General features: G+C 61.9%; 26 protein-coding genes. All 26 read left to right on the top strand.

The window, feature by feature from the left end; translation table 11 throughout:
* Positions 1–4 precede the first annotated feature (4 nt).
* The 26 genes from rplC to rplQ all read left to right on the top strand — a co-directional run bounded on the left by rplC (position 5) and on the right by rplQ (position 14,326).
* Positions 5–727 (top strand): 50S ribosomal protein L3, encoded by a 723-nt coding sequence (gene rplC / locus FJ492_RS01255; protein ID WP_023757978.1) that lies wholly within the window; start codon positions 5–7, stop codon positions 725–727.
* Complete coding sequence (rplD, locus tag FJ492_RS01260) at positions 727–1,347, top strand: 50S ribosomal protein L4 (RefSeq protein WP_015317984.1); 621 nt, start codon at positions 727–729, stop codon at positions 1,345–1,347. The genes rplC and rplD overlap by 1 nt, the downstream gene beginning before the upstream one ends.
* Entirely contained in the window at positions 1,344–1,637 is a 294-nt protein-coding gene (locus FJ492_RS01265) for a 50S ribosomal protein L23 (protein WP_010909275.1), read from the top strand. The genes rplD and FJ492_RS01265 overlap by 4 nt, the downstream gene beginning before the upstream one ends.
* A 22-nt stretch (positions 1,638–1,659) precedes the next feature.
* Positions 1,660–2,493 (top strand): 50S ribosomal protein L2, encoded by an 834-nt coding sequence (gene rplB / locus FJ492_RS01270; RefSeq protein ID WP_140505210.1) that lies wholly within the window; start codon positions 1,660–1,662, stop codon positions 2,491–2,493.
* A 16-nt stretch (positions 2,494–2,509) separates the two neighbouring features.
* The gene (rpsS, locus tag FJ492_RS01275; RefSeq protein WP_006205463.1) at positions 2,510–2,788 is read left to right on the top strand and encodes a 30S ribosomal protein S19; all 279 of its coding nucleotides are present in this window, start codon (positions 2,510–2,512) and stop codon (positions 2,786–2,788) included.
* A gap of 2 nt (positions 2,789–2,790) precedes the next feature.
* The gene (rplV, locus tag FJ492_RS01280; protein ID WP_006205462.1) at positions 2,791–3,180 is read left to right on the top strand and encodes a 50S ribosomal protein L22; all 390 of its coding nucleotides are present in this window, start codon (positions 2,791–2,793) and stop codon (positions 3,178–3,180) included.
* Positions 3,180–3,905: a 30S ribosomal protein S3 gene (rpsC, locus tag FJ492_RS01285; protein ID WP_013895697.1), complete on the top strand. Its 726-nt coding sequence runs from the start codon at positions 3,180–3,182 to the stop codon at positions 3,903–3,905. The genes rplV and rpsC overlap by 1 nt, the downstream gene beginning before the upstream one ends.
* Positions 3,906–3,932: 27 nt before the next feature.
* Entirely contained in the window at positions 3,933–4,346 is a 414-nt protein-coding gene (rplP, locus tag FJ492_RS01290) for a 50S ribosomal protein L16 (protein ID WP_006205460.1), read from the top strand.
* A 13-nt stretch (positions 4,347–4,359) separates the two neighbouring features.
* Complete coding sequence (gene rpmC, locus FJ492_RS01295) at positions 4,360–4,560, top strand: 50S ribosomal protein L29 (protein ID WP_006205459.1); 201 nt, start codon at positions 4,360–4,362, stop codon at positions 4,558–4,560.
* Positions 4,561–4,571: 11 nt separating this feature from the next.
* Positions 4,572–4,811, top strand: coding sequence for a 30S ribosomal protein S17 (gene rpsQ / locus FJ492_RS01300; protein WP_010909280.1), 240 nt, complete (start codon positions 4,572–4,574; stop codon positions 4,809–4,811).
* An 84-nt stretch (positions 4,812–4,895) separates the two neighbouring features.
* The gene (rplN, locus tag FJ492_RS01305; protein ID WP_006205457.1) at positions 4,896–5,264 is read left to right on the top strand and encodes a 50S ribosomal protein L14; all 369 of its coding nucleotides are present in this window, start codon (positions 4,896–4,898) and stop codon (positions 5,262–5,264) included.
* 12 nt (positions 5,265–5,276) lie between these two features.
* The gene (gene rplX, locus FJ492_RS01310) at positions 5,277–5,591 is read left to right on the top strand and encodes a 50S ribosomal protein L24 (protein WP_006205456.1); all 315 of its coding nucleotides are present in this window, start codon (positions 5,277–5,279) and stop codon (positions 5,589–5,591) included.
* On the top strand, positions 5,584–6,162 hold the full coding sequence (rplE, locus tag FJ492_RS01315) for a 50S ribosomal protein L5 (RefSeq protein WP_032935916.1): 579 nt from the start codon (positions 5,584–5,586) through the stop codon (positions 6,160–6,162). The genes rplX and rplE overlap by 8 nt, the downstream gene beginning before the upstream one ends.
* 27 nt (positions 6,163–6,189) lie before the next feature.
* Positions 6,190–6,495: a 30S ribosomal protein S14 gene (gene rpsN, locus FJ492_RS01320; RefSeq protein ID WP_010909282.1), complete on the top strand. Its 306-nt coding sequence runs from the start codon at positions 6,190–6,192 to the stop codon at positions 6,493–6,495.
* Between the two features lie 12 nt (positions 6,496–6,507).
* Positions 6,508–6,906 carry a 30S ribosomal protein S8 gene (rpsH, locus tag FJ492_RS01325; RefSeq protein ID WP_013531431.1) on the top strand — a complete coding sequence of 133 codons (399 nt, stop codon included), beginning with the start codon at positions 6,508–6,510 and terminating at the stop codon, positions 6,904–6,906.
* 88 nt (positions 6,907–6,994) lie between these two features.
* On the top strand, positions 6,995–7,528 hold the full coding sequence (gene rplF / locus FJ492_RS01330) for a 50S ribosomal protein L6 (protein WP_013895694.1): 534 nt from the start codon (positions 6,995–6,997) through the stop codon (positions 7,526–7,528).
* 139 nt (positions 7,529–7,667) lie between these two features.
* Positions 7,668–8,027 carry a 50S ribosomal protein L18 gene (rplR, locus tag FJ492_RS01335; RefSeq protein ID WP_140505212.1) on the top strand — a complete coding sequence of 120 codons (360 nt, stop codon included), beginning with the start codon at positions 7,668–7,670 and terminating at the stop codon, positions 8,025–8,027.
* A gap of 128 nt (positions 8,028–8,155) precedes the next feature.
* The gene (rpsE, locus tag FJ492_RS01340) at positions 8,156–8,719 is read left to right on the top strand and encodes a 30S ribosomal protein S5 (protein WP_032933400.1); all 564 of its coding nucleotides are present in this window, start codon (positions 8,156–8,158) and stop codon (positions 8,717–8,719) included.
* A gap of 24 nt (positions 8,720–8,743) precedes the next feature.
* A complete protein-coding gene (rpmD, locus tag FJ492_RS01345) occupies positions 8,744–8,941 on the top strand; it encodes a 50S ribosomal protein L30 (protein ID WP_006205449.1) in 198 nt (65 codons plus the stop codon).
* Between the two features lie 22 nt (positions 8,942–8,963).
* Entirely contained in the window at positions 8,964–9,437 is a 474-nt protein-coding gene (gene rplO, locus FJ492_RS01350) for a 50S ribosomal protein L15 (protein ID WP_140505214.1), read from the top strand.
* A 194-nt stretch (positions 9,438–9,631) separates the two neighbouring features.
* Positions 9,632–10,972 carry a preprotein translocase subunit SecY gene (gene secY, locus FJ492_RS01355; protein WP_027145578.1) on the top strand — a complete coding sequence of 447 codons (1,341 nt, stop codon included), beginning with the start codon at positions 9,632–9,634 and terminating at the stop codon, positions 10,970–10,972.
* Positions 10,969–11,565, top strand: coding sequence for an adenylate kinase (locus FJ492_RS01360; RefSeq protein ID WP_140768119.1), 597 nt, complete (start codon positions 10,969–10,971; stop codon positions 11,563–11,565). Before secY ends, FJ492_RS01360 begins: the two co-directional genes overlap by 4 nt.
* Positions 11,566–11,781: 216 nt before the next feature.
* Positions 11,782–12,150: a 30S ribosomal protein S13 gene (gene rpsM, locus FJ492_RS01365; protein WP_006205445.1), complete on the top strand. Its 369-nt coding sequence runs from the start codon at positions 11,782–11,784 to the stop codon at positions 12,148–12,150.
* Between the two features lie 143 nt (positions 12,151–12,293).
* Positions 12,294–12,683 carry a 30S ribosomal protein S11 gene (gene rpsK, locus FJ492_RS01370; protein ID WP_006205444.1) on the top strand — a complete coding sequence of 130 codons (390 nt, stop codon included), beginning with the start codon at positions 12,294–12,296 and terminating at the stop codon, positions 12,681–12,683.
* 102 nt (positions 12,684–12,785) lie between these two features.
* Positions 12,786–13,796, top strand: coding sequence for a DNA-directed RNA polymerase subunit alpha (locus FJ492_RS01375; protein ID WP_006205443.1), 1,011 nt, complete (start codon positions 12,786–12,788; stop codon positions 13,794–13,796).
* Positions 13,797–13,897: 101 nt separating this feature from the next.
* On the top strand, positions 13,898–14,326 hold the full coding sequence (gene rplQ / locus FJ492_RS01380; RefSeq protein WP_027145580.1) for a 50S ribosomal protein L17: 429 nt from the start codon (positions 13,898–13,900) through the stop codon (positions 14,324–14,326).
* Positions 14,327–14,411 lie beyond the last annotated feature (85 nt).

Here is a 14,411-nt window from a genome sequence, read left to right on the forward strand (position 1 = left end):
ACCGATGCGTTCAGGTGTGATTGCAAAGAAGGTGGGAATGACCCGCATCTATAATGATGCCGGGGAACATGTTCCCGTCACCGTTCTCCAGATGGAGAACTGCCAGGTCGTGGCACAGCGCACGCAGGAGAAGAATGGCTACACCGCCGTTCAGCTCGGCGTTGGCCTCGCCAAGGTGAAGAACACGTCGAAGGCGATGCGCGGCCATTTCGCGACCGCTTCCGTCGAGCCGAAGGCGAAGGTTGCCGAGTTCCGCGTCTCCGCCGACAACATGATCGATGTTGGCGCCGAGATCACCGTCGAGCACTTTGTCGCCGGCCAGAAGGTCGATGTGACGGGCACGACGATCGGCAAGGGTTTCCAGGGCGTCATCAAGCGCCACCACATGGGTGGTGGCCGTGCGACGCACGGTAACTCGGTCTCGCACCGTACTCACGGTTCGACTGGCCAGCGTCAGGACCCGGGCAAGGTGTTCAAGGGCAAGCATATGGCTGGCCACATGGGCGACACCCGCGTCACCACGCAGAATGTCGAGATCGTCTCGACCGACGCCGACCGCGGCCTGATCCTGATCCGCGGTGCGGTTCCCGGATCGAAGGGCGCCTGGATCCTGGTCCGCGACGCGGCCAAGGTGGCGCTGCCGGCCAATGCGCCGAAGCCCGCCGCGATCCGCGCTGTTGCGGCAGCTGCGAAGAACGAGGCTCCGGCCACAGAGGGAGCGGAATAATGGATCTCAAGATCACAACGCTCGGCGGTAAAGACGCCGGCAAGGTGGAACTTTCCGACGGAATTTTCGGCCTTGATCCGCGCGAAGACATCCTCCAGCGCGTCGTGCGCTGGCAGCTTGCCAAGAAGCAGCAGGGCACGCACAAGGCAAAGGGCCGCGCCGAAATCGCGCGCACCGGCGCCAAGATGTACAAGCAGAAGGGTACGGGCCGCGCCCGTCACCACTCGGCACGCGCTCCGCAGTTCCGCGGCGGCGGCAAGGCCCACGGCCCGGTCGTTCGCAGCCACGAGCATGAACTGCCCAAGAAGGTTCGTGCGCTTGGCCTCAAGCATGCTCTCTCCGCCAAGGCCAAGAGCGCGTCGATCATCATCATCGACGAGCTGAAGCTGACCGAGGCCAAGACGAAGGCGCTGATCGCGAATTTCGCGACGCTGGGCCTGACCAACGCCCTGGTGATTGGCGGTGCCGAGCTTGACAAGAACTTCAAGCTGGCAGCCACCAACATCCCCAACATCGACGTGCTGCCCATCCAGGGCATCAACGTCTACGACATTCTGCGCCGCGGCACGCTGGTCCTTTCGAAGGCCGCCGTCGAGGCTCTCGAGGAGCGCTTTAAATGACCGACCTTCGTCACTACGACGTGATCGTCTCGCCGGCGATCACCGAAAAGTCGACCATGGCCTCCGAGCAGAACCAGGTCGTCTTCAACGTCGCCAAGAAGGCGTCGAAGCCGGAAATCAAGGCCGCCGTCGAAGCGCTGTTCGGCGTCAAGGTGATGGCCGTGAACACGCTTGTCCGCAAGGGCAAGATCAAGCGCTTCCGCGGCACGATCGGCCGCCAGAGCGACGTCAAGAAGGCGATCGTGACGCTGGCCGACGGCCAGTCGATCGACGTCGCGACGGGTCTCTGAGCAAGGCCGCGAGGACAGGACAATGGCACTTAAGAAATTCAACCCGATAACGCCGAGCACCCGCCAGCTGGTCATCGTCGACCGCTCGGGCCTCTACAAGGGCAAGCCCATCAAGGGCCTGACCGAAGGCCTGACCAAATCGGGCGGTCGCAACAATCACGGCCGCATCACCGCCCGCTTCATCGGCGGCGGTCACAAGCGTTCGTATCGCATCATCGACTTCAAGCGTCGCAAGTTCGACGTTGTCGGCACGGTCGAGCGCATCGAATATGATCCGAACCGCACCGCCTTCATCGCGCTGATCAAGTATGATGATGGTGAGCTGTCCTACATCATCGCTCCGCAGCGTCTGGCTCCCGGCGACAAGATCGTGGCAGGCGAAGCGGTCGACGTGAAGCCGGGCAATGCGATGCCGCTGGCCTCGATGCCGGTCGGCACCATCGTCCACAACATCGAGCTGAAGCCGGGCAAGGGCGCCCAGGTCGCCCGTTCGGCAGGTGGTTACGGCCAGCTGGTCGGCCGCGACCAGGGTATGGCGATCCTGCGCCTCAACTCGGGCGAACAGCGTGTCGTTCACGGCTCCTGCATGGCCACCGTCGGTGCCGTGTCCAATCCGGACCACGGCAACATCAACGATGGCAAGGCCGGCCGCACGGTTTGGCGTGGCAAGCGTCCGCACAATCGCGGCGTGACCATGAACCCGGTCGACCATCCGCACGGCGGCGGCGAAGGCCGCACCTCCGGTGGCCGCCATCCGGTCAGCCCGTGGGGCAAGCCGACCAAAGGCAAGAAGACGCGGTCCAACAAGGCGACCGACAAGTTCATCCTGCGCTCGCGCCATCAGCGCAAGAGCTAAGAAGAGGTAACGCCAAGTGACTCGTTCTATTTGGAAAGGCCCCTTCATCGACGGCTACCTTCTCAAGAAGGTGGACAAGGTTCGTGAAGGTGGTCGCAATGAGGTGATCAAGATGTGGAGCCGTCGCTCCACCATCCTGCCGCAGTTCGTCGGCTTCACCTTCGGTGTCTACAACGGCCAGAAGCATGTTCCCGTCTCGGTGAACGAGGACATGGTCGGTCACAAGTTCGGTGAATTCGCTCCGACGCGGACCTATTACGGTCACGGCGCGGATAAGAAGGCGAAGAGGAAATAATCATGGGCAAGGCCAAAGCTCCGCGCAGGCTTGCTGACAACGAAGCGCGCGCCGTGTTGCGCACGATCCGTATCAGCCCGCAGAAGCTGAACCTGGTTGCCGCGCTGATCCGCGGCAAGAAGGTCGCGACAGCGCTTTCCGATCTCGAATTCTCGGCCAAGCGGATTTCCGGCACGGTCAAGAAGACGCTGGAATCGGCAATCGCCAACGCGGAAAACAACCACGACCTCGACGTCGATGCTCTGATCGTGGCGGAAGCCTATGTCGGCAAGTCAATCGTCATGAAGCGGTTCCACGCTCGTGGCCGTGGTCGCGCCAGCCGTATCGAGAAGCCGTTCTCGCACCTCACGATCGTCGTTCGTGAAGTCGAAGAAAAAGGGGAGGCCGCATAATGGGCCAGAAAGTCAATCCGATCGGTCTTCGCCTCGGCATCAACCGCACCTGGGATTCGCGCTGGTTCGCGAACACCGGCGAGTACGGCAAGCTGCTGCATGAGGACATTAAGATCCGCAAGTATCTTGAGAAGGAGCTCAAGCAGGCCGCGATCTCGAAGGTCGTGATCGAGCGTCCGCACAAGAAATGCCGCGTCACCATCCATGCCGCGCGCCCGGGTCTGATCATCGGCAAGAAGGGCGCCGACATCGAGAAGCTTCGCAAGAAGCTGATGGAGATGACGAAGTCCGAGACGCACCTCAACATCGTCGAAGTGCGCAAGCCGGAAATCGACGCGACCCTGGTCGCCCAGTCGATCGCCCAGCAACTCGAGCGTCGCATCGCGTTCCGCCGCGCCATGAAGCGTGCCGTGCAGTCGGCCATGCGCCTCGGTGCCGAAGGCATCCGCATCAACTGCGCCGGCCGCCTTGGCGGCGCCGAGATCGCGCGCATGGAATGGTACCGTGAAGGTCGCGTGCCGCTGCATACGTTGCGCGCCGATGTCGACTACGGCACGGCCGAGGCGAATACGGCCTACGGCATTTGCGGCGTCAAGGTCTGGGTATTTAAGGGCGAAATCCTCGAGCACGATCCGATGGCTTCGGAGCGTCGTGCGACCGAGGGTGATGCTGCGCATGGCGGTGGTGGTGATCGCGAACGCGGTCGTCGTCGCGAAAACGCCTGAGACATTTAGGAATTTGGAGTTAGAACGATGCTGCAGCCAAAGCGCACAAAGTTCCGCAAGCAGTTCAAGGGCCGTATCCATGGTACCGCAAAGGGCGGCACCAACCTGGATTTCGGTGGTTTCGGGCTGAAGGCGCTTGAGCCGAACCGTGTCACCGCGCGTGAGATCGAGGCGGCCCGCCGCGCGATCACTCGCGAAATGAAGCGCGCCGGCCGCGTGTGGATCCGTATTTTCCCGGATGTGCCGGTCACGTCGAAGCCGACCGAAGTCCGCATGGGCAAGGGCAAGGGCGCGGTCGACTACTGGGCGGCGCGCGTCAAGCCGGGCCGCATCATGTTCGAGATCGATGGCGTCAATGAAGAAACCGCCCGTGAGGCGCTGCGTCTCGGCGCGGCCAAGCTCTCGGTCAGGACGCGCTTCGTACAGCGCATCGCAGAATAAGGACGGGCTGATCATGAAAGCCGAAGACATCCGGACCAAGACCCAGGACCAGCTGACCGACGACCTGGCCAGCCTGAAGAAGGAGCAGTTCAACCTGCGCTTCCAGAAGGCCACCGGCCAGCTCGAGAAGACCGCGCGCGTGAGGCAGGTTCGCAAGGACATTGCGCGTATCAAGACCATCGCTGCGGAAAAGTCCGCGGCCAAGAAGGCTTAAGGACGAAAACCATGCCAAAGCGCATTCTGCAGGGCACCGTCGTCAGCGACAAGAACGAGAAGACGGTTGTCGTCAAGGTCGAACGGCGCTTCACGCATCCCGTGATGAAGAAGACCGTGCGCATGACCAAGAAGTACAAGGCGCACGACGAGAACAACGCCCACAAGGTCGGCGATCAGGTGTTCATCCAGGAATCGAAGCCGATTTCCAAGGACAAGCGCTGGATCGTCGTGTCCTCGGACCAAGCCTGACCTCCGGGCGTAAACAACGAATTTTGGACAGACCGGGGAGGGGCTTCGAGCCCGTCCCGTTAGAAAAGAAGAAGGCGGCCAGTCATGATTCAGATGCAAACAAACCTCGACGTGGCGGATAATTCCGGCGCGCGTCGTGTCATGTGCATCAAGGTGCTGGGCGGCTCGAAGCGGAAATACGCTTCCGTGGGCGACATCATCGTGGTGTCGATCAAGGAAGCCATTCCGCGCGGCCGCGTTAAGAAAGGCGATGTGATGAAGGCGGTCGTGGTTCGCACGGCCAAGGACATCCGCCGCCCGGACGGCAGCGTGATCCGTTTCGACAAGAACGCGGCCGTTCTCGTCGACAACAAGAAAGAGCCGATCGGCACGCGTATCTTCGGACCGGTTCCGCGCGAACTCCGCGCCAAGAACCACATGAAGATCATCTCGCTCGCGCCTGAAGTGCTGTAAGGAGCCGGACCAATGCAAAAGATTAGAAAAGGCGACAAGGTCGTCGTGCTGGCCGGCAAGGACAAGGGCCGTTCGGGCGAAGTCCTCTCGGTTCAGCCGAAGGATGACACCGCATTGGTGCGCGGCGTCAACATGATCCGTCGTCACCAGAAGCAGTCCCAGTCCCAAGAGGGCGGGATCATCACCAAGGAAGCGCCGATCCAGCTGTCGAACATCGCGCTGGCCGACCCGAAGGATGGCAAGCCGACCCGCGTCGGTTTCATCTTCCAGAAGGACGGCAAGAAGGTGCGCGTCGCCAAGCGCTCGGGAGAAGTCATCAATGGCTAAGGCTCAAACCAAGCAGGCGACTGCCAACAACACGCCGCGCCTCAAGCAGGTCTACAACGAGACCATCCGCAAGGCGCTGCAGGAGCAATTCGGCTACGACAACGAGATGCAGGTTCCGCGCATCGACAAGATCGTGCTGAACATGGGTGTGGGCGAAGCGACCGCCGATTCGAAGAAGCCTTCGGTCGCGGCCGAGGACCTGGCGATGATCGCCGGCCAGAAGGCCGTCGTGACCCGCGCCCGCAATTCGATCGCGGGCTTCAAGGTTCGCGAGAAGATGCCGATCGGCGCCAAGGTCACGCTGCGCAAGGAACGCATGTACGAGTTCCTCGATCGCCTCGTGAACATTGCGCTGCCGCGCGTCCGCGACTTCCGCGGATTGAATCCGAAGAGCTTCGATGGCCGTGGCAACTACGCCATGGGCATCAAGGAACACATCGTGTTCCCGGAGATCAACTACGACAAGGTTGATCAGATCTGGGGCATGGACGTCATCGTTTGTACGACTGCGAAGACGGACGACGAAGCCAGGGCTTTGCTCAAGGCTTTCAACTTCCCCTTCCGCCAGTAACGGCAGCGAGAAAAGGAAAAATCTGAAATGGCAAAGACCAGCTCAGTCGAGAAGAACAACAGGCGCCGCAAGCTTGCCGACCAGTACGGTCCCAAGCGCGCCGCGCTGAAGGCGATCATCATGGATCAGTCCAAGCCGATGGAAGAGCGCTTCCGCGCTCAGCTGAAGCTTGCTGCCCTGCCGCGCAACTCGGCCAAGATCCGCATCCGCAACCGCTGCGAAGTCACCGGCCGTCCGCGTGCCTACTATCGCAAGCTCAAAGTATCGCGCATCGCGCTTCGGGACCTCGGCAATAACGGCCAGATCCCGGGCCTGGTCAAGTCGAGCTGGTAAGGAGGACATAACATGTCATTGAGCGATCCTCTCGGCGATATGCTGACCCGCATCCGCAACGCCTATGGCCGCAAGAAGTCGAGTGTCTCAACGCCGGCCTCGCGTCTGCGCACCCGCGTCCTCGACGTGCTGAAGGCTGAAGGCTATATCCGCGATTACAGCCAGACCGACTTCGACAACGGCAAGTCCGAGATCGAAATCGAGCTGAAGTATTTCGACGGTGCTCCGGTCGTGCGCGAAATCGCCCGCGTTTCGAAGCCCGGCCGCCGCGTTTACGTTTCGGCCAAGTCGATCCCGCAGGTCGCCAACGGCCTCGGCATCGCCATCCTTTCGACGCCGAAGGGCGTGATGGCCGACCACGAAGCACGCGAGCAGAACGTCGGCGGCGAGATCCTCTGCCAGATCTTCTGATCTGGCAGCTCACCGCAAATTGGAATCCGGTCTTCGGATCGTTCCGAAGACAGAGACCTGAAACAAGAGAAGTGACGAGGACAACAAAATGTCTCGTATTGGAAAGAAACCCGTTTCGCTGCCGCAGGGCGTGACCGCGACCGTCAACGGCCAGACCGTGACGGCGAAGGGCCCCAAGGGCGAGCTGAAGTTCGTGGTGAACGACGAAGTGCTGGTCAAGATGGAAGGCAGCGAGATCGCTGTCCAGCCGCGCGACCAGACCAAGACAGCTCGCTCCAAGTGGGGCATGTCGCGCACGCAGATCGTCAACATCCTGCAGGGTGTCAAGGACGGCTTCGAGAAGAAGCTCGAGATCACCGGCGTCGGCTATCGCGCTGCCTTGCAGGGTAAGAACCTGCAGCTGGCTCTTGGCTTCAGCCATGATGTCGTCTACGAGACGCCGGCCGGCATCACGATCACCGTGCCCAAGCCGACCGAAATCACCGTGGCCGGCATCGACAAGCAGCAGGTCGGCCAGGTTGCCGCGGAAATCCGCGAATACCGCGGTCCCGAGCCCTACAAGGGCAAGGGTGTCCGTTACGCCGGCGAGAAGATCGTCCGCAAGGAAGGCAAGAAGAAGTAGTCTGCTTGGCCCTGAAAAGTTGCAGACTTTTCGGACAGGGCCAGGCCACGGAAGTGGTAACGCCGCGGGGAGCGGTCGCGGGAGGCGCTTCGCCTGCCGCATATGGCGGCCCCCGTTTTTTGAAGGCAAGGAAGACATCATGGGTACCAAGGAAGCCATCCAGCGCCGTGCGCAACGCGTCCGCCGCCAGATCAAGAAAGTCGCCGGCGAGCGTCCGCGCCTTTCTGTGCACCGCACATCGAAGAACATCTACGTCCAGGTGATCGACGACGCCAAGGGGCACACTATCGCTGCCGCCTCGACGCTCGAGAAGGACCTCAAGGGTTCACTCAAGACCGGCGCCGACACCGCCGCCGCCGCCGCGATCGGCAAGCTGATCGCCGAGCGCGCCGCCAAGGCCGGCGTCAAGGAAGTCGTCTTCGACCGCGGCCCGTACATCTATCACGGCCGCGTCAAGGCGCTGGCCGAGGCTGCCCGCGAAGGCGGTCTCAGCTTCTAATGCATGATCCCGAAAAGTTGCAGACTTTTCGGACAGGATCATGCAAAGGAGAAGTTCACCGCTGATGACCCAAAAGCGGCATCAGCAATCAGCAACCCGTGCTTCCGGAAAAGAACAAGGAACAGGATATGGCACAGGAACGTAGGGAAGGCGGCCGCGGCCGCGAGCGTGAAGAGCGCGATGACGGCATGGTGGACAAGCTCGTCCACATCAATCGCGTCGCCAAAGTCGTCAAGGGTGGCCGCCGCTTCGGCTTCGCCGCACTCGTCGTCGTCGGCGACCAGAAGGGCCGTGTCGGCTTTGGTCACGGCAAGGCGCGCGAAGTGCCGGAAGCCATTCGCAAGGCAACCGAATCGGCCAAGCGCGACATGATCTTCGTGCCGCTGCGCTCGGGCCGCACGCTGCATCACGACGTCGAAGGACGCTGGGGTGCGGGGCGCGTGCTGCTGCGCGCCGCCAAGCAGGGTACCGGCATCATCGCCGGCGGCCCGATGCGCGCCGTCTTCGAGACGCTCGGCATGCATGACGTGGTCGCCAAGTCGATGGGTTCGTCGAACCCCTACAACATGGTTCGCGCCACCTTCGACGCGCTGAAGAGCCAGATGCATCCCAAGGATGTGGCTGCGGCGCGCGGCATCAAGTATTCGACCCTTCAGGCCCGCCGCGGCACCGCCGTTGCGGCTGAAGAATAGTCGACCTGACCAGGGATTTTGACCATGGCCAAGAAAGCAACCAAGACCATCACCGTTGAGCAGATCGGCTCGCCGATCCGCCGTCCGAAGGAACAGCGCGCGACGCTGGTCGGCCTCGGCCTCAACAAGATGCACAAGCAGCGCACGCTGGAGGATACGCCCTCCGTGCGCGGCATGATCGCTGCCGTCCAGCATCTCGTCCGCGTCGTGGACGAGGGCTGAGCCAAAGCGCAGGAGAAGCAAGATGAAACTCAACGATCTGCGTGACAAGGACGGCGCGACGCACTCCAAGAAGCGTCTCGGCCGTGGCATCGGCTCAGGTTCCGGCAAGACCGCCGGTCGCGGCGTCAAGGGGCAGAAGGCGCGCTCCGGCGTTGCCGTCAATGGCTTCGAGGGTGGCCAGATGCCGCTCTACCGGCGCCTGCCGAAGCGTGGCTTCAACAACATCTTCGCCAAGAGCTTCGTTGTCGTCTCGCTGGCCCGCATCCAGGAAGCCGTCGATGCCAAGAAGCTTGACGTCAAGGCAACCGTGACGGCCGAAACGCTTGTCGCCGCCGGCGTCATCCGTCGCGTCAAGGATGGCGTGCGCGTGCTGTCCGACGGCGAACTCAAGGCCAAGCTTGCCTTCGACGTCGCCGGCGCCTCCAAGGCCGCGATCGAGAAGATCGAAAAGGCCGGTGGTTCGGTCAAGCTGCCGGAAAAGGCAGCTGCCGAGTAACGGCAATTTGAAGCGCGGTCGGCAAGTGTGGCATTCGCTTTTTGCTTTCGATCGCGCTTTGATCTGCTCAATTTAGCGGCCGCGTCAACGCGGCCGCTTGCATGTTTACAGCCCGGAGCTTATCTCGTGAGCTTCGGTGAAACGCACCGCCTGACCCCACGGGCCATCAAGCGTTACCAAGCGGAGAATCAGGCATGGCTTCGGCTGCTGAACAACTAGCCTCGAATCTGAATTTCTCGGCCTTCGCCAAGGCGGAGGACCTGAAGAAGCGCATCTGGTTCACCATCGGCGCGTTGCTCGTCTATCGCCTCGGCACCTATATCCCGCTTCCCGGCATCAATCCCGACGCCTTCGCCCAGGCTTTCTCCTCGCAGAGCAAGGGCGTGCTCGGCATGTTCAACATGTTCGCCGGCGGTGCCGTGCAGCGAATGGCGATCTTCGCGCTCGGCATCATGCCCTATATCTCCGCCTCCATCATCATGCAGCTGATGACCTCGGTCATTCCCTCGCTGGAAGGGCTTAAGAAGGAAGGCGAGCAGGGCCGCAAGGTCATCAACCAATACACGCGCTACGGCACCGTGCTCCTGGCGCTGGTGCAGGCTTACGGCATTTCGGTCGGGCTGGAGAACGGTAACGGCATCGTCAATGATCCCGGCATGTTCTTCCGTCTCTCGACCGTCGTCACGCTGGTCGGCGGCACCATGTTCCTGATGTGGCTTGGCGAACAGATCACCGCGCGCGGCATCGGCAACGGCATTTCACTGATCATCTTCTCCGGCATCGTCGCCGGCCTGCCGCGTGCCATTTCCGGCACGCTGGAACTTGGCCGCACCGGCGCGCTGTCGACCGGCCTGATCCTGGCGATCATCGTGCTGGCCATTGTCGTCATCGCGCTCATCGTCTTCTTCGAGCGCGCGCAGCGCCGCCTGCTGATCCAGTATCCGAAGCGCCAGGTCGGCAACCGCATGTTCCAGGGCGATACCTCGCACCTGCCGCTCAAGCTCAACACGTCGGGCGTCATCCCGCCGATCTTCGCGTCGTCGCTGCTCCTGCTGCCGGCCACCGTCGCCGGCTTCTCGCAGACGACCAACATGCCGGCCTGGGCGAGCACCATCCTGGCCTCGCTCGGCCACGGCCAGCCGCTCTACATGGCTTTCTACGCGGCGATGATCGTGTTCTTCGCCTTCTTCTATACCGCGATTGTCTTCAATCCGAAGGACACCGCCGACCAGCTCAAGAAGCATTCGGGCTTCATCCCGGGCTACCGCCCGGGCGAGCGCACCGCCGACTACATCGATTACGTTCTCACCCGCATCACCGTCGTCGGCGCCATCTACCTGGTGCTGGTGTGCCTGCTGCCGGAGTTCCTGATCTCGGCGACTGGCGTACCATTCTACCTTGGTGGCACATCGCTTCTGATCGTGGTCAGTGTCACGCTCGATACGGTTGCGCAGATTCAGGGTCACCTGATCGCGCACCAGTATGAAGGGCTGATCAAGAAGTCGAAGCTGCGCGGGGGGAAGAAAGCCAGATGAGGTTGATTTTGCTTGGGCCGCCGGGGGCGGGCAAGGGGACACAAGCACAAAGACTGGTAGAAAAACACGGCATACCCCAGCTCTCGACGGGTGACATGCTGCGTGCCGCCGTCCAGGCGGGTACCGAGGTCGGCAAGCGCGCCAAGGCGGTGATGGATGCCGGCGAGCTGGTCTCGGACGCCATCGTCAACGCCATTGTCGCTGAGCGTATTGATCAGGCCGACTGCGCCAGGGGTTTCATCCTCGATGGTTATCCGCGTACGCTGGTGCAGGCCGATGCGGTCGAATCGATGCTCTCGGAGCGCGGCATTAGTCTCGATACGGTCATCGAACTTGTCGTCGACGACAGGGCCCTGGTCGGTCGGATCGTCAAGCGCGCCGATGATGCCAAGGCGGCTGGCCAGCCGGTGCGCAAGGACGACAATCCCGCTGTGTTCGAAGAGCGCCTGCGGGAGTACTACAAGAAAACCGCTCCGCTGACGGGCTACTATTACGCCAAGGGCAAGCTCAAGACCGTGGACGGCATGGCCAGTATCGACGCGGTGACCGCGGAGATCGAAGCCGTGGTCGTGGCGGCGGCGAAGGCGCGGTAAGGGAATTTAAAGATTAAGCTTGACGGAGGCGGCTCGCTGCGGTATGGCGGCCCGTCTTCCTATCAGGTGCGCACTTTGCTTGCCCGCAAGGGCAAGGCAGTCGCTTTGAACTGGAAACTCCCGCAAGGGCCGGCCTCCACCGGACGCGGGGCAATGTGGATAGCGCCGGATCTGCCTTTTTGAGGGTTGGCCGGCCCATATGGAGAAGAGAAGAACATGGCTCGTATAGCCGGCGTCAACATTCCGACCAACAAGCGCGTCGTCATCGCGCTTCAGTACATTCACGGCATTGGCAAGAAGTTCGCCCAGGAGATCGTCGACAAGGTCGGCATCCCGGCCGAGCGCCGCGTCAACCAGCTGACCGACGCGGAAGTGCTGCAGATCCGCGAGACCATCGACCGCGATTACCAGGTCGAAGGCGACCTGCGCCGCGAAGTGTCGATGAACATCAAGCGCCTGATGGATCTCGGCTGCTATCGCGGCCTGCGTCACCGCCGCTCGCTGCCGGTTCGCGGTCAGCGCACGCACACCAATGCACGTACCCGCAAGGGCCCGGCCAAGTCGATCGCCGGCAAGAAGAAGTAATTGGGGGTGAGTATAGCTGTTAGTGAGTAGTGAGAACCGGCGTTAACGCCTGCACCTCGTCACTACTCACCAATTCACTATTCACTTTTCCAGGTGGAGCCGCTGGCATTACGGCGGTGTAGAGATCAACTGAAAGGACTACCATGGCCAAGGAAGCCGCACGTGTTCGCCGCCGCGAACGCAAGAACATCTCGTCGGGCGTTGCCCATGTCAATTCGACCTTCAACAACACGATGATCACCATTACCGACGCGCAGGGCAATTCGATCGCCTGGTCGTCGGCCGGTGCCCAGGGCTTCAAGGGTTCGCGCAAGTCGACCCCGTTCGCCGCCCAGATGGCTGCCGAGGACGTTGCCAAGAAGGCCCAGGAACACGGCATGCGCATGCTTGAAGTCGAGGTCTGCGGACCGGGCTCCGGTCGTGAATCGGCGCTGCGCGCCCTGCAGGCGGCTGGCTTCACCATCACCTCGATCCGTGATGTGACGCCGATCCCGCACAATGGCTGCCGCCCGCGCAAGAAGCGCCGCGTCTAAGCAATTTATCGAACGCCGCGTGAGCGCCCAAGGCGCTCCTCCGCGGTATTCCAGGTCGCCCGCCACGATTGGATGGTGGTGGGTCAACGGAAGGAAAGCATCATGATCCAGAAAAATTGGCAGGAACTGATCAAGCCGAACAAGATCGAGTTCTCGTCGAAGAAGAAGACGCTGACCACGCTGGTCGCTGAGCCGCTCGAACGCGGCTTTGGCCTGACGCTCGGCAACGCGCTGCGCCGCGTGCTCCTGTCTTCGCTGCGCGGTGCGGCTGTCACCGCCGTGCAGATCGACGGTGTTCTGCATGAATTCTCGTCCATCGCCGGCGTGCGCGAGGACGTGACCGACATCGTCTTGAATATCAAGGAAATCGCCATCCGCATGGAAGGCGATGGCCCCAAGCGCATGGTCGTGCGCAAGCAGGGCCCGGGCGCGGTTCTGGCCGGCGACATCCAGACGGTTGGCGACGTCGAGATCCTCAACCCCGACCACGTCATCTGCACGCTGGACGAAGGCGCTGAAATCCGCATGGAATTCACCGTCGACACGGGCAAGGGCTATGTGCCTGCGGAGCGCAACCGCGCCGAAGACGCGCCGATCGGCCTGATCCCGGTCGATAGCTTGTATTCGCCGGTCAAGAAGGTCTCCTACAAGGTCGAGAACACCCGCGAGGGCCAGGTTCTCGACTATGACAAGCTGACCATGACCATCGAGACCGACGGTTCGATCTCGGGCGAGGATGCGGTGGCTTTCGCCGCCCGCATCCTGCAGGACCAGCTTGGCCTGTTCGTCAACTTCGACGAGCCGCAGAAGGAAGTCGCCGCGGAAGCCGTCACCGAGCTCGCCTTCAATCCGGCGCTGCTCAAGAAGGTCGACGAACTCGAGCTTTCGGTGCGTTCGGCCAACTGCTTGAAGAACGACAACATCGTCTACATCGGCGATCTCATCCAGAAGACCGAAGCCGAGATGCTGCGCACCCCGAACTTCGGCCGCAAGTCGCTGAACGAGATCAAGGAAGTTCTGGCGGCGATGGGCCTGCACCTCGGTATGGAAGTGCCGGACTGGCCGCCGGAAAACATCGAAGACCTCGCAAAGCGTTACGAAGACCAATATTGAGCATGAACTCCAAGGATCGGCGGCGTGAGCCGCTCGATCCGACGGTCGTGCGGAAAACCATCAGAGGCCGTGGCCTCTTGAATTGAAGAAGGAAGAGAGCCATGCGCCACGGTTTCAAAGGCCGCCGCTTCGCCCGCAGCATAAGCCACCGCAAGTCGATGTTCGCCAACCTGGCGGTGTCGCTGCTCGAGCACGAGCAGATCGTCACCACCTTGCCGAAGGCGAAGGACCTGCGTCCAATCGTCGAAAAGCTGGTGACGCTCGGCAAGCGCGGCGACCTGCACGCCCGCCGCCAGGTGATCGCGCAGATCGGCAATGAAGGCGTCGTCAAGCGCCTGTTCGATACCATCGCCCCGCGCTACGCCACCCGCAACGGCGGCTATTTGCGCATCATGAAGGCCGGCTTCCGTCACGGCGACAATGCCGCGATGGCGGTCATCGAGTTCGTCGACCGCGACACCTCGGCCAAGGGCGCCGGCGACCGCGCCCGCATCGAAGCCGAAGGCACGGACGAAGCCGCAGCCGCATAAGGTTTCGTCTTTCCAGATTGAGTTAAAGGGGCCCGCGGGCCCCTTTTTCATGTTCCGCGCGCAAGGCGTACCCAAAAATATTGAT

The sequence above is a fragment of the Mesorhizobium sp. B2-5-4 genome (assembly GCF_006441095.1).
Lineage (GTDB): Bacteria > Pseudomonadota > Alphaproteobacteria > Rhizobiales > Rhizobiaceae > Mesorhizobium > Mesorhizobium salmacidum.

Coding starts and splice junctions, on each gene's coding strand:
- rpsN (WP_010909282.1), top strand. CDS start 6,190: ATGGCAAAGACCAGCTCAGTCGAGAAGAACAACAGGCGCCGCAAGCTT.
- rplX (WP_006205456.1), top strand. CDS start 5,277: ATGCAAAAGATTAGAAAAGGCGACAAGGTCGTCGTGCTGGCCGGCAAG.
- rplQ (WP_027145580.1), top strand. CDS start 13,898: ATGCGCCACGGTTTCAAAGGCCGCCGCTTCGCCCGCAGCATAAGCCAC.
- rpsQ (WP_010909280.1), top strand. CDS start 4,572: ATGCCAAAGCGCATTCTGCAGGGCACCGTCGTCAGCGACAAGAACGAG.
- rplC (WP_023757978.1), top strand. CDS start 5: ATGCGTTCAGGTGTGATTGCAAAGAAGGTGGGAATGACCCGCATCTAT.
- rpsH (WP_013531431.1), top strand. CDS start 6,508: ATGTCATTGAGCGATCCTCTCGGCGATATGCTGACCCGCATCCGCAAC.
- secY (WP_027145578.1), top strand. CDS start 9,632: ATGGCTTCGGCTGCTGAACAACTAGCCTCGAATCTGAATTTCTCGGCC.
- rplV (WP_006205462.1), top strand. CDS start 2,791: ATGGGCAAGGCCAAAGCTCCGCGCAGGCTTGCTGACAACGAAGCGCGC.
- rpsM (WP_006205445.1), top strand. CDS start 11,782: ATGGCTCGTATAGCCGGCGTCAACATTCCGACCAACAAGCGCGTCGTC.
- rpsK (WP_006205444.1), top strand. CDS start 12,294: ATGGCCAAGGAAGCCGCACGTGTTCGCCGCCGCGAACGCAAGAACATC.
- rplF (WP_013895694.1), top strand. CDS start 6,995: ATGTCTCGTATTGGAAAGAAACCCGTTTCGCTGCCGCAGGGCGTGACC.
- rpmD (WP_006205449.1), top strand. CDS start 8,744: ATGGCCAAGAAAGCAACCAAGACCATCACCGTTGAGCAGATCGGCTCG.
- FJ492_RS01360 (WP_140768119.1), top strand. CDS start 10,969: ATGAGGTTGATTTTGCTTGGGCCGCCGGGGGCGGGCAAGGGGACACAA.
- rplR (WP_140505212.1), top strand. CDS start 7,668: ATGGGTACCAAGGAAGCCATCCAGCGCCGTGCGCAACGCGTCCGCCGC.
- rplE (WP_032935916.1), top strand. CDS start 5,584: ATGGCTAAGGCTCAAACCAAGCAGGCGACTGCCAACAACACGCCGCGC.
- rpsC (WP_013895697.1), top strand. CDS start 3,180: ATGGGCCAGAAAGTCAATCCGATCGGTCTTCGCCTCGGCATCAACCGC.
- rpsE (WP_032933400.1), top strand. CDS start 8,156: ATGGCACAGGAACGTAGGGAAGGCGGCCGCGGCCGCGAGCGTGAAGAG.
- rplP (WP_006205460.1), top strand. CDS start 3,933: ATGCTGCAGCCAAAGCGCACAAAGTTCCGCAAGCAGTTCAAGGGCCGT.
- rpmC (WP_006205459.1), top strand. CDS start 4,360: ATGAAAGCCGAAGACATCCGGACCAAGACCCAGGACCAGCTGACCGAC.
- FJ492_RS01375 (WP_006205443.1), top strand. CDS start 12,786: ATGATCCAGAAAAATTGGCAGGAACTGATCAAGCCGAACAAGATCGAG.
- rplO (WP_140505214.1), top strand. CDS start 8,964: ATGAAACTCAACGATCTGCGTGACAAGGACGGCGCGACGCACTCCAAG.
- FJ492_RS01265 (WP_010909275.1), top strand. CDS start 1,344: ATGACCGACCTTCGTCACTACGACGTGATCGTCTCGCCGGCGATCACC.
- rplB (WP_140505210.1), top strand. CDS start 1,660: ATGGCACTTAAGAAATTCAACCCGATAACGCCGAGCACCCGCCAGCTG.
- rplN (WP_006205457.1), top strand. CDS start 4,896: ATGATTCAGATGCAAACAAACCTCGACGTGGCGGATAATTCCGGCGCG.
- rplD (WP_015317984.1), top strand. CDS start 727: ATGGATCTCAAGATCACAACGCTCGGCGGTAAAGACGCCGGCAAGGTG.